Origin of the sequence: Pseudomonas sp. KCJK9016 (assembly GCF_046231795.1) — a bacterium.
GTDB classification, from domain to species: domain Bacteria; phylum Pseudomonadota; class Gammaproteobacteria; order Pseudomonadales; family Pseudomonadaceae; genus Aquipseudomonas; species Aquipseudomonas bananamidigenes.
The window spans coordinates 75853-89796 of record NZ_JBJJMM010000027.1 but is presented as its reverse complement, the minus strand read 5'-3'; the positions used below and the strand labels follow the sequence as shown (position 1 = coordinate 89796).

At 60.4% G+C, this 13944-nt stretch carries 10 protein-coding genes and 1 riboswitch; of the genes, 4 read left to right on the top strand and 6 right to left on the bottom strand.

Annotated elements, in window-relative coordinates; genetic code table 11:
- On the top strand, positions 1-451 hold a 451-nt coding region (locus ACK6BI_RS22945; protein WP_409318849.1), incomplete at its 5' end, for a type I secretion C-terminal target domain-containing protein.
- A gap of 88 nt (positions 452-539) precedes the next feature.
- Here the strand turns inward: ACK6BI_RS22945 and ACK6BI_RS22940 are convergent.
- The 5 genes from ACK6BI_RS22940 to ACK6BI_RS22920 form a co-directional block, all read right to left on the bottom strand.
- Positions 540-3272, bottom strand: coding sequence for a LuxR C-terminal-related transcriptional regulator (locus tag ACK6BI_RS22940; RefSeq protein WP_409318848.1), 2733 nt, complete (start codon positions 3270-3272; stop codon positions 540-542).
- Positions 3273-3443: 171 nt separating this feature from the next.
- Entirely contained in the window at positions 3444-4808 is a 1365-nt protein-coding gene (locus ACK6BI_RS22935; RefSeq protein ID WP_409318847.1) for a DUF1329 domain-containing protein, read from the bottom strand.
- Between the two features lie 27 nt (positions 4809-4835).
- A complete protein-coding gene (locus ACK6BI_RS22930; RefSeq protein ID WP_409318846.1) occupies positions 4836-6725 on the bottom strand; it encodes a DUF1302 domain-containing protein in 1890 nt (629 codons plus the stop codon).
- A 317-nt stretch (positions 6726-7042) separates the two neighbouring features.
- Positions 7043-8725, bottom strand: coding sequence for a fatty acid--CoA ligase (locus ACK6BI_RS22925; RefSeq protein ID WP_409318845.1), 1683 nt, complete (start codon positions 8723-8725; stop codon positions 7043-7045).
- 147 nt (positions 8726-8872) lie between these two features.
- Positions 8873-10057 (bottom strand): MFS transporter, encoded by a 1185-nt coding sequence (locus ACK6BI_RS22920; protein WP_409318844.1) that lies wholly within the window; start codon positions 10055-10057, stop codon positions 8873-8875.
- Between the two features lie 96 nt (positions 10058-10153).
- On the opposite strand from ACK6BI_RS22920, the gene ACK6BI_RS22915 reads away from it, so the two are divergent.
- Positions 10154-10927 (top strand): AraC family transcriptional regulator, encoded by a 774-nt coding sequence (locus ACK6BI_RS22915; protein ID WP_409318843.1) that lies wholly within the window; start codon positions 10154-10156, stop codon positions 10925-10927.
- Here ACK6BI_RS22915 and ACK6BI_RS22910 read toward each other — a convergent pair.
- The gene (locus tag ACK6BI_RS22910) at positions 10911-11540 is read right to left on the bottom strand and encodes a LysE family translocator (RefSeq protein ID WP_409318842.1); all 630 of its coding nucleotides are present in this window, start codon (positions 11538-11540) and stop codon (positions 10911-10913) included. The two genes, ACK6BI_RS22915 and ACK6BI_RS22910, sit on opposite strands and share 17 nt — an antisense overlap.
- Positions 11541-11719: 179 nt before the next feature.
- On the opposite strand from ACK6BI_RS22910, the gene ACK6BI_RS22905 reads away from it, so the two are divergent.
- Positions 11720-12685 carry a 2-hydroxyacid dehydrogenase gene (locus ACK6BI_RS22905; protein ID WP_409318841.1) on the top strand — a complete coding sequence of 322 codons (966 nt, stop codon included), beginning with the start codon at positions 11720-11722 and terminating at the stop codon, positions 12683-12685.
- Between the two features lie 33 nt (positions 12686-12718).
- Positions 12719-13717 carry a methyltransferase gene (locus tag ACK6BI_RS22900; protein WP_409318840.1) on the top strand — a complete coding sequence of 333 codons (999 nt, stop codon included), beginning with the start codon at positions 12719-12721 and terminating at the stop codon, positions 13715-13717.
- Positions 13718-13757: 40 nt separating this feature from the next.
- Positions 13758-13880: riboswitch (yybP-ykoY riboswitch) on the top strand.
- The last annotated feature ends 64 nt before the right edge of the window (positions 13881-13944 follow it).

The following is a 13944-nucleotide window of genomic DNA, read 5'->3' as shown; positions in this document are numbered from 1 at the left end:
TAGCCTGCGCAACGTCGAAAACGTCCTGCTGACCGGTACCGGCAAGTTCACTATGATCGGCAACGATCTGAATAACATCATGGTTGGCAACGCGGACAACAACATTCTCAATGGCGGATCAGGGGCTGACACTCTGACCGGTGGTGGCGGAGCCGATACCTTTGTTTTCGCGGCTGTCAATGAAATGGGGATGGGGTTCAACCGCGACGTCATCACCGACTTCAACAGTGCACAAGGCGACAAAATCGACCTGACCCACTTTGATTCCAATCTGTTGAATGCCGGCTTCAACGGCTTCACCTTTATCGGTGCGAATGACTTCACCGGAGCAGGCCAACTGCGCTTCGTCGACCATGTGCTTTCGGGTAACGTCAGTGGTAACGCCGGTGCGGACTTTGAAATCCAGCTGGTAGGTGTCAACAACTTCAGCGCCAGCGATCTGGTGGCCTGATCACACCGCTCACCGGCCTGTTCGCAGGCCGGAAAAAACGCCCCGATTGAATCGGGGCGTTTTCGTTGGTGTCAATTAAACCCGCAGGCTAGGCCAGGATACCCAGTTCTTTTGCACGCGCCACAGCCTGAGTTCGTCGCTCCACTCCCAGCTTGCTGTTGATATGGCTGGCATGGGTTTTCACCGTGTGCAGCGAAATGAACAACTGCTCACTGATCTCCTGATTTGAACAGCCCTGTGCAATTAGCCGTAACACCGCCAGTTCTCGGGTGCTGAGTTGCTCTGTTGCCGAAACCTCGGTAGCCGGCTGAATCGCCGACAGCGCAAAACCATCCAGCAAGTTTTTACCCGCCAGGCTCGTCGTAGCCGTCAATTGGCCGCGCAACCAATCCGAATGTTCCTGCGCCAGCACATCGAATGGTTGCAATACTCCGCCGACCGCAGCTCCCAGCGCCTGTGCCAAAGCCTTGCGGGCCTCAGGTTCGCGACCGACCACCAAGAGCAACGCGACCTTTTGCGTCAACGCCATCACACTCAACAACTGTCGCCCGGTTTGCTGACCGTTCTCCAGCAATGCGTTCAATCGGCCTTCAGCGAGCATGGGTTGCCCCTGAATGAAGTCCAACAATGCCTGCTGCAGTTCGACATGCAACGGCAACTGCGGATGAAACTCCGGTGGGGCCGCCGCACGTTCACCGGTGTAAGTCTGGCCCAGCCGCGCAAGCCAGGCTCCAGCCAGGTCAATACGCCCCTGAGCCAGCCACAACTCGCATTTGACCAGGGTAATCATCGCCAGATAGTAGATCGGTGGCACGTCCCAAATGTGCATCAGACGCTCCGCCTCGGCGAGTTCGGTGAAGGCCTTGGCAAACTCTCCAGCACTGCCGTCCAGACGGGCGATCACGCAGTGACCGATCAGAACGCTGATATCACGACAGGCCCGAGCCTCACCCAGGCCGATCAGCAAGCGTGTGCGGGCCTGATGCGGCTGCAAACGCATAGACAACAGAAAACCTTCATATAAGGTCAGCCGCGCACGTACCGCATAGAGACGTTGCGCCGAAAGACCACGCAAACGCTCCAGCCCCTGATGGACCTCATCCAGTGCGCGCAGAATTTCGCCACGCGCCTGCAATACACGCGCCCGGTCGTAATGCGCCAGTGCCTCGAACAGCGGGTTGCCGACTCGCTGTGCCAGTTCAAGCGACTCGCGGTTCAAACCTCGTGCACGCCACAGATCACCATCGGCAATCGCCAGGTTGGACAAGGTCGACAGACACATCAGGCGCTGGCCATAACGCTTGGCCGGCAGGCTCTCCAGTGCTTCGCTGCAATATTCGATGGTCTGTTCGCGATGCCCTCGGCCACGGGCGATGATGCCTTTGAGCGCCAGCCATTGGGCCAACATGGATTTCTGTGCGGTGGCCGACGGCGCCGGCAGAAACCGGCTCAGGTGACTGGCAAGCTCCTCGGCCGCATCGAGCTGGCATGCCAGCCCCAGCGCCCAGCTGTACAACACGATCAGGCGCGGCGTGCTGATCAGCAGGCTATCGGGCAAGTCCATTTTCCAGCGCAGCAACATGCCGACATTCTGCTCGGCCAGCAGTTGTTCCTCGGACAGGTTCTGCACCAGGTTCGCTGCCACATCCAGATGCCCTGCCCGCAACGCCTGCTCCACGGCCTCGTCCAGCAACCCCTGAGCATTGAACCAGCGACAGGCACGCAGGTGCAGCGTAGCGACAGGGACCACCGCCCGAGCGATTGGCCGACTGCGCAACAGATCGGAAAACAGATGATGGTAGCGATACCAATGACCGTGTTCGTCCAGTGGTACCAGGAACACTTGATGTGCCAATAGAAACCGCAGGATTTCCGCGCTGTCATGGGCTTCGCGCACGGCATCGCAAAGCTCGCTGCAGAATCGCTCCTGCGGTGCGGTGTCGTAAAGAAACGACTGCACCTCGGCCGGCAGGCAATCGATGACCTCTTCGAGCAGGTAATCGCGGATCAACCCTTCCCCGCTGTTCAAGGCCTGAGGCAACGCCGCCTCGCTTCCAGCCTCGGCCACCGCCAGCAGCCAGAAACGCAAACCGGCGACCCAGCCTTCACTGCGTTGGATCAGGTTTTCCAGGGCCTCGCCGCGTAGCGAGCTGCTGTGGCGATCGAGCAGGGTCAGGGCTTCGTCGTGAGTCAGGCGCAAATCCTGCTCATGCAGTTCCAGCAACTGTCGCGATAACCGCAGGCGGGCGAGATGCCAGTCCGGCCGCTGACGGCTGGTGACCATGACCAGCAAACCATCCGGCAAGTGATTGAGGAAAAATTGCAGGCAGCGATCGAGTACCGGCCCTTGGGCAAGGTGGTAGTCGTCCAGTACCAATAACAGCGGCGAGGTCGGTTGCAGATGCAATGCCAACTCATCGAGCAGGCCATCGAGCCATTCCTCGAAGGCAAACGGCTGATGACGCTGGCGCATTTTCAACAGGCCGAGTGCGCGGCTGCCGAGTCCCGGGAAGTAAGCCTGCAGGCCTTCGAGCAGACGCTCGAGAAATCGCCCCGGGTCACTGTCCCGGGCGCTCAGTCCCAGCCACAGGCTTTGCCAGTGTCCCGGCAGACTTTGACAGAACTCCACCGCCAGCGAGCTCTTGCCGAACCCCGCCGGGGCGCAGACCAGCAACAGACGCCCACCCAGTCCGGCTTGCAGGCGCTCACACAGACGTGGTCGCAATACATGACCATCAGGCAACGGAGGGCGAAAAAAACGCCCATCCAATGCCGTGACGGCAACGCTTGCAGGACCCGGAAGCGGGGACAGATCAGTCATGGCCGGCTCTTGTTCGAATGGCTGTTGGCGGCGTAGCAGATGTCCGCAGACTAGCCTTAAACGGCGTGCATATGAAGTTGTTGCTACAAATGGCTACAAAATCACCACACAAAAAAAACGCCCCGAACCGGTCGGGGCGTTTTTTTCGAGGATGCGGCCTCAGGTCAAAGCTTAGCGGATACCATCCTGGCCCAGGTTGCCCGGCTGGAATTCGCTTTTACTGGCAGAGAAGCCGAAGTCATAAGCCTGTTTCTCTTCGTTCTTCATGCCCAGTGCCAGGTAACGGCCCGATTGCAGGTCGTACAGGGTTTCCAGCGCGTACCACGGTACTTGCTTGTCGTAGTAGTCCTCGGCATGGGCCTCGGCGACGCGCCACAGCTGACCACGACCGTCGTAGTGGTCGATGACCGCTGCCTGCCAGGTATCTTCATCGATGAAGAAGTCACGTTTGGCGTAGATGTGACGCTGACCCGGCTTCAAGGTTGCCACCACATGCCAGACGCGACGCAGCTCGTAGCGAGTCAGGTCTTGGTTGATGTGGCCGGCCTTGAGGATGTCGGCGTACTTCAGGGTCGGCGAATCGATCTTGTAGCTGTTGTTGGCAATGTACATCTCTTTCTTGCCTTCGAGCTTCCAGTCATAGCGATCCGGGGCGCCGTTGTACATGTCCAGGTTATCGGAGGTACGCAGACCGTCAGCGGCAGTACCCGGACCGTCATAGGACACTTGCGGTGCCTGACGCACACGGCGTTGACCGGTCGCATAGACCCATGCCTTGCGCGGTTCCTTCACCTGGTCGAGGGTCTCGTGCACCAGCAGCACGGTACCTGCCAGGCGGGCCGGCGCGGTCACTTTCTGCTTGAAGTAGAACAACACGTTGCCCGGATTGGCCGGATCGAAATCCTTCATTTTGTCGCGGAACACGAACTGGTCCTGGAAGTACACCAGGCTGTACGAGCCATTGGCCTGCGGCGTCGCCTGGGTCACCAGACGGGTCACGCTGCCACCACGATAGCGGGTGATGTGGTTCCAGATGACTTCCAGGCCGTCTTTCGGGATCGGAAACGGGATGGCGGTCTGGAAGTTTTCCAGGCCGTTGCCGCCGGCCACCAGCGTGGTGGTCGTGGCGTTCTTCTTGATCGCGGCGAACACGTCATCCGGTACGGTGGCACCGCGATGGGACGGATAGACCGGCATCTTGAAGGTATCCGGGTAGCGTTTGAACATCGCGTACTGACCCGGTGCAAGCTTGTCCTTGTACTGATCGACGTTCTGCGCGGTGATGGTGAACAGCGGTTTTTCACTGGCGTATGGGTCGGACAGGAAGCCCTTGCTGTCGACGGTGCCGGCATTTTTCGCCAGCGGCTTCCAGGCCGGGATCGAACCATCGGCGTTGCCCGCCATTTCGGCGCCCATCGGGGTCAGGCTTTTGCCCAGCTTGTCGGCTTCGGCGGCAGGTACCGCGGCCATCACGCTGGTGGCCAGCAGCGAAAGACCCAGAACACCAGCGTGGAACAGATTCTTTGTTATTTTCATAGGTTTGTTCGTCCTGAAAAACTGTACTTAGAAGTTCACGCCGACACTGAGGGCAACGAAGTCGCGATCATCCACCGTGCTGTATTCGCCACCAAAGAAGTTGGTGTAGGCCAGGCTTGCGGTGTAGGTGTTCTGGTATTCGGCATCCAGACCGAGGCTGATGGCCTTGCGACCTTCCTCGAAGTTGCCGCCTGGGCCCGGGGAGTAACCCTTGACGTCGTGGGACCAGGCCACGTTCGGCTTCAGGTTCACACCGGCGAACACGTCGCTGTAATCCCAGATGGCGCGAGCGCGATAGCCCCAGGATGTGGCGGTGGTGAAACCGTTGTTGTCACAGTTGCTGGAACGGTTGCTGGTCGATGCGCCAGGGCCGGCACCGTTGATGGTCGAGGTGTTGAGGATCTGCGAGCAGGTATTGAGGCCATTGGTGGATGGCAGTTCACCCGGACCGAAGACCGGATCGCGACCGTAGCGGGCCTCGGACTTGCTTTCCAGCCCGCCGACGTGGGTCACGCCGACTTCACCCACCAGGGTCAGGCGGTTGGCGCCCATGACCTGATCGAAGAAGTGCGTCAGGGTGGTCTGCAGTTGGGTGATTTCCTTGCGGTTGTATCCGTGCAGGTCCTGACCCGGAACACCGTTGAGGATCGAAGCGTTGGTCAGGGCACCGCCCAACGGACGCACACCGGCGAACAGGATGTCGGTGGAGTTCAGTTGCACCGGCGCATTCGGCCGGTAGCTGATCTCACCGCTCCACGCCGTGCCGGTAGGCAGAGTGGTGGAGAAGCTCAGACCGTAGAGGCGAATGTCCTCTGGATACTCGATGAAATACTCGGAGTTACCCGCCACCACCAGAGGGCCCAATGCCTGGAACGGACCAGGCAGAGCCTTGACGCCGTTATAGATCGACTGTGGCGCACCGGTTGCGCTGAAGATCGGCGCACGGCTGTGGTAGTTCATGAAATAGGCACCGAATTCGGTGGCCAGCGGATCGAACATGTACTTGGCGGACACGCCCCACTGCCCGCTGTCCCGAGCATTGCGGTTCGGCGAACGGCGTACCAGCACGCCTTCTTCGTTGACGTCGACACCGGCAGCTGCGAGCGGGCCGAGGGCAACGCCCGGAATGGTCGAGCGCTTGTTCAGCACGCGCAGGTTGTCGTCGCAACCGGTGGTGACGATGTCAGGCTGGGAGAAGAATGTGCCGCAGTTGTCGGTCACGGTCTTCTGCCAGTCGATCTGATAGAAGCCTTCGGCCGACAGGTTTTCGGTAATGCTCTGGGACAGGTAGAACATGTTGACCGGGATGAGGCCTTCCTTGATCTCGGCGCCCGGGCGGCGGAATGCAGATACGTCGATCGGGTTGATCGAGTTGATGCCGCCACCGATGAAGGTACTTTCACCCCAGTTCACCACCTGCTTGCCCAGACGCACCGAGCCCGGTTCATCGGCAATGGAGTAGTTGTGGTAGATGAAGGCGTCGAGGATCTGGCCACCCGAAGAACGGGCTGCCACGTCACGGTTGTGATTGCTGACGTCCTTGTATTCCAGGTCCTGGTTCTGCAGCGCGAAGTCGTACCAGTACTTGCCCCGGACGAAGACACCGGTATCGCCATATTTCAGTTCGAGGTCATGGATGCCCTTGAAAATCTTCGAGAACGCTTGCCCGCTCTTGAAGTTCAAGTGACCGTCGTCGGAGGTCTGGGACAGGCCCCGGCCACCGTTGTTGACACCAATCAGGTCCTTGTTCGGCTGCTGGGTCGAAACGCTCATGCCCAGGGAGAGCGCGGAGTCGAACTGGCCTTCGATTTCACCGACATTGAAACTGACGCCGAATGCGGGTCCGGCGAGCGTGGAGGCAAGACTGACCGCCAGAGGCAGTTTTGCCCGGCGCCAGAACTGGTTTACTGAGGTCATCGACGCTACTCCATGTGCATTATTGTTATGGCAGTGAGTACTTTTAAAAACGCCTGAAGGACCGGATGCCAGGAGCTTCCCGAAATCACTTCAATGTTGCATTGCCCCGTTCTTAAAAATCCTTGACGGACTATAGCCAGCAGGTGGTACTGCTTGATCCCTCTAAAGTGTGATTTGCAGTGGCCGGCCACTCCGGAACAGTCCTTATGCCAGTCCGACACATGTCGGCCCGGCAAGGATGGCTGATTTTTCCGATTTCACAAGCCAAGCGCTTGCTTGGTGGGGCTGCGCGCCGTTTTCGGCGCGCCGCAGGACGCTCAGAGCGTCGAGAGGAAGGTGCTGTTGTTGGTCTGCCATTCGGTGATGTCGAGGCGGATGCGCTTCTTGTCGAGCTTGCCGACGCTGGTCTTGGGAATTTCAGTAACAAGGGCGATCTGGCTCGGAATCGCCCACTTGCTCAGGTGCCCCAGTTCCACGAACGGCTTGAGGTGTTCCTTGAGCTCACGGGCCCCGATGGTGTGCCCTTCACGGACAACCAGCAGGGCAAACGGACGCTCGCCCCACTGCGGGTCGGCGATCCCCACCACTGCTACTTCACGTACCGCTGCGTGACGGCTGATCAGGTCTTCGAGGTCAAGCGAGGAAATCCATTCGCCGCCGGTCTTGATCACGTCCTTGATCCGGTCGCGGATGTCGATCACCCCCATGCCGTCCAGCGTCGCCACGTCGCCGGTGTGCAGCCAGCCACCGCCCCACAGCTCGGCGCCCTTCTGCGGTTCGTTGAAATAGCCCTCGGTCAGCCACGGCGCACGCAGCACCAGCTCGCCCTGGGTTTCGCCGTCGGCGGGCAGGAAGTTGCCGTCTCCATCGACGATGGCCGCTTCGACCAGCGGCCCCGGCACGCCGGCCTTGATCCGGTAGGTGGTGCGTTCGTCTTCGGTGCCCGCCATCAACTCTTCGTTCAGATGCGCGCAGGAAACCAGCGGCCCGGTTTCCGACATGCCATACGCCGCCGTGAGCTGGATGCCCCGAGCCTTGGCTGCTTCATACAGCGAACGATTGAGCGCACTGCCGCCGATGACGATTTTCCAGCCACCGAAATCGGTGCCTTGCGCACCCTTGGCGTTGAGCACCATCTGCAGGATGGTCGGCACGCAATGGGAGAACGTGACCTTTTCCTTGCGCCACAGCTCGACGAGGAATTCCGGGTCGTAGCGGCCCGGATAAACCTGCTTGAGCCCGAGCATGGTCGCCACATACGGCAGGCCCCAGGCATGTACGTGGAACATGGGGGTGATCGGCATGTACACGTCGTTGGTGCCCAGCAGCCGCACACTGTCGATGGCGCCCATGATGGTCGACACACCCATGGTGTGCAGCACCAGTTGCCGATGGGTGAAGTACACGCCTTTCGGATTGCCGGTGGTGCCTGTGGTGTAAAAGGTGGTGGCGACCGAGTTTTCGTCGAAGTCCTGGAAGTCGTACTGCGGATTCGCGGCCGCCAGCAGTTGTTCGTACTCGCCGACCAGATTCGGCAGGTCCGCGTTTTTTTCCGGCAGATCAGTCAGCAGCAGGGTTTTCTCCACCGTAGTCAAGTGCGGCGCGATGGCCTGGTACAGCCCGACGAACTCACTGTTGACCAGCACGAAGCGGTCCTCGGCGTGGTTCATGGTGTAGAGGATCTGTTCCGGCGACAGGCGCACGTTGATGGTGTGAATCACCGCGCCAATCATCGGAATGGCAAACATGCATTCCAGGTAGCGATGGCTGTCCCAGTCCATCACCGCCACAGTGTCGCCGGCCTTCACGCCGGCGGCCGTCAGAACGTTGGCCAGTCGCGCGACCCGCTCGATCAGCGTCGGGTAGCTGTAGCGCAACTGGTCACGGTAGATGATCTCGCGGGTTTTCTCGTAACGGGCGCCCGACATCAGCAGCCGTTTAATCAGCAATGGATACTGGTAGGCCCCTTCGGCGGGCGGAATAACGCGAGTCTGCAACATAAGAATCCCTTTTCTGACTGCACGGTGTTGGCATTGGAGTTCTGTACTCTAGAACCCTTATACGCCAGCCAAATCAGCCAAAGGAATGATTTGCAGAGCCGTACAAATGCTAGCTTTGCGCCAGCATTTGTCGGACTTCCTCATCGGTCAGGCTGTTTGCCCTGCAGCCGCTTCAGAAGGTGTGCGTGGGAAAACCACAGCGGCAAGGAAGGTCAAAGCGCCAAACCCGGCCAGAATCAGGTAAAGCCCCACAAAACCATGGCGCGGTTCAACATAGGCAATCAGCGGAATCGCCGTCGCGCTGGCACCGAACGATAAACAGTAACGCAAGGCAAACACTCGGGATTGCCAGTGCGGCGCAACGAAGTTGGCGACCATCGAATCGTTCACCGTCACTTGGCCGAACACCACGAACATGAACGCCGCACCGAGCGCGATCACCGCCCAGCCCTCGACATAAGCCATGGCATACAGCAGTGGCGCCTGAAACAACGTCAGCACGACAAATGGCCATTTCAGGCTGACCCGGTGCAACAGCTGTCCGATGCTCAACTGCGCCACCGCACCGAACGCATACGCCAGGCTCACCACCACGCCAAGGGTCTGCGGCGAGGCGAACAGGTCATGCAAACGGTCCTGGAACAGTTTGGGATAGGTCATGGTGGTGGCGTTGAACACCACACCGCCTGTGGCCGTGGCCAAGGCCAGTACACCGAACACCATGACCATCGAAATGCGCTGGCCACTGGTGCCCTTGAGCGCGCTATGCGGGCGCTTGGGGATCGGTTCCTCACGCACCTGAAAGGCAAAGCCGATCCCCAGTACGATGGCCACAGCCCCCGGAATCAGAAACGCCGAACGCCAGCCGAACTGCGCCACCAGCAAACCGGTGATCAGTGCCGAGAACGCCACGCCAAGATTGCCCCACATGCCGTTGATGCCGATTTCGCGTCCGCGATTCTGCGCGTAGGCCACCAGCATCGCCGTGCCGACCGGGTGATAGATCGCGGCAAAAATGCCGATCAGGGTCAGACCAATGACCAGCGACGTCGGGCTGTTACTGAGGCCGGTGATGATCGCCGAACCACCGATACCGAAGAAAAACACCAGCATCATCCGTCGTCGGCTCCAGTGATCGCCGAGCCAGCCGGCCGGTAGCGAACAGGCGCCAAACGCGATGAAACCGCCCAGCGACAGGCCGATCAGCGCGGCATAGTCGAGCGCGAAGGACTGGGTCATGCCAAGGACAGCAGCGGGGAAAATCAGCATGAACATGTGATCGATCACATGGGCTGCGTTGATGTAGCGAATGACATTTCTGGATTGATTCATCGCGGCACGCTTTCTTGTTGTGAACAGATGAGGGTGAGCGCTTATGCTAAGTTGGCGAAAAAGCGCATTCCTGCCATACAAGTCAGCGAACCGGACATGTTGATCAGCCATTTCGAACACGGCCCGGTGAGCGCCTACCCCCGGGATTACCTGGACGGCGCACACCAGCCGTTGCACCTGCATCGCGAGGCGCAGTTGCTGTATGCGGTGAGCGGCGTCATGCGGGCGGTCACGGCGCAAGGGGCGTGGGTCATTCCGCCGACCCGCGCGGTGTGGATTCCGCCGCAAGTGGGACATGAGATATTCATGTCCGGGGATGTGCAGATGCGTTCATTGTTCATCGCCCCCGAACTGTCCCCGGCCAGCCTGCAACACTGTTGCGTGCTGGCCGTGACGCCATTGCTGCGTGAATTGATCCTGCGTGCGGTGCAGGGCCCGCCCCACGCCGACAATCCGCTGATCCAGCAATTGATGCTGGAGGAACTGGCCGGCCTCGAAAACCTGCCGTTGCACATCCCGATGCCGAACGATCGACGCCTGCAAAACATCTGCCTGGCGCTGCTGCGCGAGCCCGATCATCCCAACACCCTGGAAGACTGGGCGCAGCAGGTCGGGGCCAGCTCACGTACCCTGGCGAGGCTGTTTCAGCAGCAACTGCAGATGAATTTCAATGCCTGGCGCCAGCAACTGCGCCTGATGGAAGCCCTGCCCCGCCTGCTCGCCGGGGACAGCGTGCAGAGCGTGGCGCGGGATCTGGGTTACGGCAGCGCGCGGGCGTTCAGCGCGATGTTTCGCCGTTTGCTCGGGGACAATCCCCGGGAGTATCTCAACGCCCTGAATCAGCTCAGCTCGATCAATGCATCTCGGTGAACGCGAGCTTCACGCCAATGGCAATCAGCACGGCGCCCATGGTGCGGTCGAACCAGTGGCCCATACGGGCGAAACCGGCGCGCACGCGCTGCTGGCTGAACAGCATTGCCACCAGGCAGAACCAGGTTGCCGTTGCAGCGGCCAGGTAAATCCCGTAGCCGGCCTGCACCATCAATGGCGTGTGTGGATTGATCACCACTGTGAACAGCGACAGGAAGAACAGCGTGGCTTTCGGGTTCAGGCCGTTGGTCACGAAGCCTGAAGTGAAGGCGCCACGGGCGGTGCGTTCACCGACCTCTTTGTGCAGGTCATCAGCCACGGTCTTGGCCGGTTGCGCGCGCAAGGCTTTGTAGCCGATGTACAGCAGGTAAGCGGCAGCGGCCCATTTCAGGGCGTTGAACAACACGATCGATTGCGAAACGATCAGCCCGATGCCCAGCAGCGAATAACCGACGTGCAGGAAAATCGCCGTGCCCACGCCCAGTGCCGTCCAGGTGCCGGCGCGACGCCCGTGGGTCACGCTCTCGCGCACCACCACGGCAAAGTCCGGGCCGGGGCTGGCGACGGCCAGCAGATGGATCAGTGCAACGGTCAAGAACTCGGTCCAGTACATGGGGGCTCCTCTGAGGTCATTACATGCCTGTGGGAGCGAGCCTGCTCGCGAAGCCGATGTATCAGTCACTTCGTTGTTGTCTGACACGACGCCTCGCGAGCAAGCTCGCTCCCACAGGTGTTTCATCTGTTAGGCTCGGCAGATTACGCCTTCCCTTCACAGCACGACAGGTACAGTTGATGACGAACGCCCACCGCGCCGTATTCCTCGATCACCCTTCCCTGGATCTGGGCGACCTTGACCTCGCGCCACTGCAGGCCTGCTTCAGCGACTTGCAACTGTTCGCCCAGACGCTGCCTGCTCAGGTTGCCGAACGCCTGCAAGGCGCGACCGTGGCCATCAGCAACAAGATCCTGATCGATGCCGCCGCCATGGACGCCAACCCGCAACTGAAACTGATCCTGATCACGGCCACCGGCACCAACAATGTCGATCTGGCCGCCGCCCGCGCCCGGGGCATCACCGTGTGCAACTGCCAGGGTTACGGCACGCCGTCAGTGGCGCAACACACGGTCATGCTGTTGCTCAATCTCGCCACGCGTCTTGCCGATTATCAAAAGGCCGTCGGCGAAGGCCGCTGGCAGCAAGCCAAACAGTTCTGTCTGCTGGACTACCCGATCGTCGAGCTGGAGGGCAAAACCCTCGGGCTGCTCGGGCATGGTGAACTGGGTGGCGCGGTGGCGCGCCTGGCCGAAGCCTTTGGCATGCGAGTGTTGCTGGGGCAGATTCCGGGGCGTCCGGCCCGTCCGGATCGTCTGCCACTCGAGGAACTGTTGCCTCAGATCGATGCCCTCACGCTGCACTGCCCGCTCAATGAACACACCCGCCACTTCATCGGTGCCCGCGAGCTGGCGTCGATGAGACCCGGTGCTTTCGTGGTCAACACCGCCCGTGGCGGGCTGATTGATGAACAGGCCCTGGCCGATGCGCTACGCAACGGTCATCTCGGCGGCGCAGCCACCGATGTATTGAGCATCGAACCGCCAACCCACGGCAATCCGCTACTCGCCACCGACATCCCGCGCCTGATCGTCACCCCGCACAACGCCTGGGGCAGCCGCGAAGCCCGGCAGCGAATCGTCGGCCAACTGGTGGAGAACACCCGGGCGTTTTACAGCGGTAAGGCGCTGCGGGTCGTCAGTTGATAAACTGCGGCACTTTTTTTCACGGGAGCAGTTATGGATCCGCGCAGTGAAGTACTGCTTCGTCAGGTCGAGTTATTCCAGGGTTCGCTGTTGCTGGCCGGCCTGCCCGCCGATGACTTGCTCGGGCGCCTGCCCGACTCATTCGGCTGGTGCTGGCATGCCGGCGATCAGGCGGCGCTCGAGGCGCGTTTCAAAGGTCGCAGCCATTTCGGCGTGAATGTACCGGAGCGCGAGTTCGACAGCGCAGTGGTGTTCCTTCCCAAGTCCAGGGATTTGACCGACTACCTCCTCAATGCCGTGGCCGCACGTCTGGCCGGGCGCGAAGTGTTTCTGGTCGGGGAAAAACGCAGCGGCATCGAAGGCGCGTCCAAACAGCTCAACCCGTTCGGTAAGCCGCGCAAGCTCGACAGCGCGCGTCACTGCCAGTTGTGGCAAGTGACGGTGGCCAATGCCCCGCAAGCCAAATCCCTCGAAAGCCTGGCCCAGACCTACGAACTGCCGCTGGCCGAAGGCCCGCTGAAAGTCATCAGCCTGCCGGGCGTGTTCAGCCATGGCCGACTGGATCGCGGCAGCGCCCTTCTGCTGGAACATCTGGACCAACTGCCGAGCGGTCATCTGCTGGACTTCGGTTGCGGCGCCGGCGTGCTCGGCGCGGCGGTCAAGCGTCGCTATCCGCACAATCAGGTCACCCTGTTGGACGTCGATGCTTTCGCTGCCGCCAGCAGTCGCCTGACACTGGCGGCCAACGGTCTGGAAGCCGAGGTGTTGACCGGCGACGGCATCGACGCAGCACCAATGGATCTGGACACGATTCTGAGCAACCCACCGTTCCATACCGGTGTTCACACCGATTATTTCGCGACCGAGAATTTGCTGCGAAAAGCAGCAAAACATCTGAAAAAAGGCGGCGAACTGCGCCTTGTAGCCAACAGCTTCCTGAAGTATCAGCCACTGATCGAAGAGCATCTGGGCACGTGCGCGATCAAGGCCGAAGGCGATGGTTTCCGGATTTACCAGGCCAGGCGTGGCTGAAAATTAGTGCTTGCCGAATGAATTGCGCCTAGGCAGAATCCGCTCCGTCCTAGGGGAGTAGTCTCCCACGAGCGCCATGCTCGTCCGGCGTACGTCAACATACTTGATCCTCAGATCATGGCGTATGCGACCCAAGCGTCCGCAGCAGACGGATCGTTGGGTTTGACAAGACCTATGACACGCACACCTTACCCGGGGCGGGAAGGCTGTACGTGTCATAGCCGTGT

Excerpts from the sequence above, each read along its gene's own strand:
- ACK6BI_RS22940 (WP_409318848.1), bottom strand. The coding sequence starts at position 3,272 with ATGACTGATCTGTCCCCGCTTCCGGGTCCTGCAAGCGTTGCCGTCACG.
- ACK6BI_RS22935 (WP_409318847.1), bottom strand. The coding sequence starts at position 4,808 with ATGAAAATAACAAAGAATCTGTTCCACGCTGGTGTTCTGGGTCTTTCG.
- ACK6BI_RS22930 (WP_409318846.1), bottom strand. The coding sequence starts at position 6,725 with ATGACCTCAGTAAACCAGTTCTGGCGCCGGGCAAAACTGCCTCTGGCG.
- ACK6BI_RS22925 (WP_409318845.1), bottom strand. The coding sequence starts at position 8,725 with ATGTTGCAGACTCGCGTTATTCCGCCCGCCGAAGGGGCCTACCAGTAT.
- ACK6BI_RS22920 (WP_409318844.1), bottom strand. The coding sequence starts at position 10,057 with ATGAATCAATCCAGAAATGTCATTCGCTACATCAACGCAGCCCATGTG.
- ACK6BI_RS22915 (WP_409318843.1), top strand. The coding sequence starts at position 10,154 with ATGTTGATCAGCCATTTCGAACACGGCCCGGTGAGCGCCTACCCCCGG.
- ACK6BI_RS22910 (WP_409318842.1), bottom strand. The coding sequence starts at position 11,540 with ATGTACTGGACCGAGTTCTTGACCGTTGCACTGATCCATCTGCTGGCC.
- ACK6BI_RS22905 (WP_409318841.1), top strand. The coding sequence starts at position 11,720 with ATGACGAACGCCCACCGCGCCGTATTCCTCGATCACCCTTCCCTGGAT.
- ACK6BI_RS22900 (WP_409318840.1), top strand. The coding sequence starts at position 12,719 with ATGGATCCGCGCAGTGAAGTACTGCTTCGTCAGGTCGAGTTATTCCAG.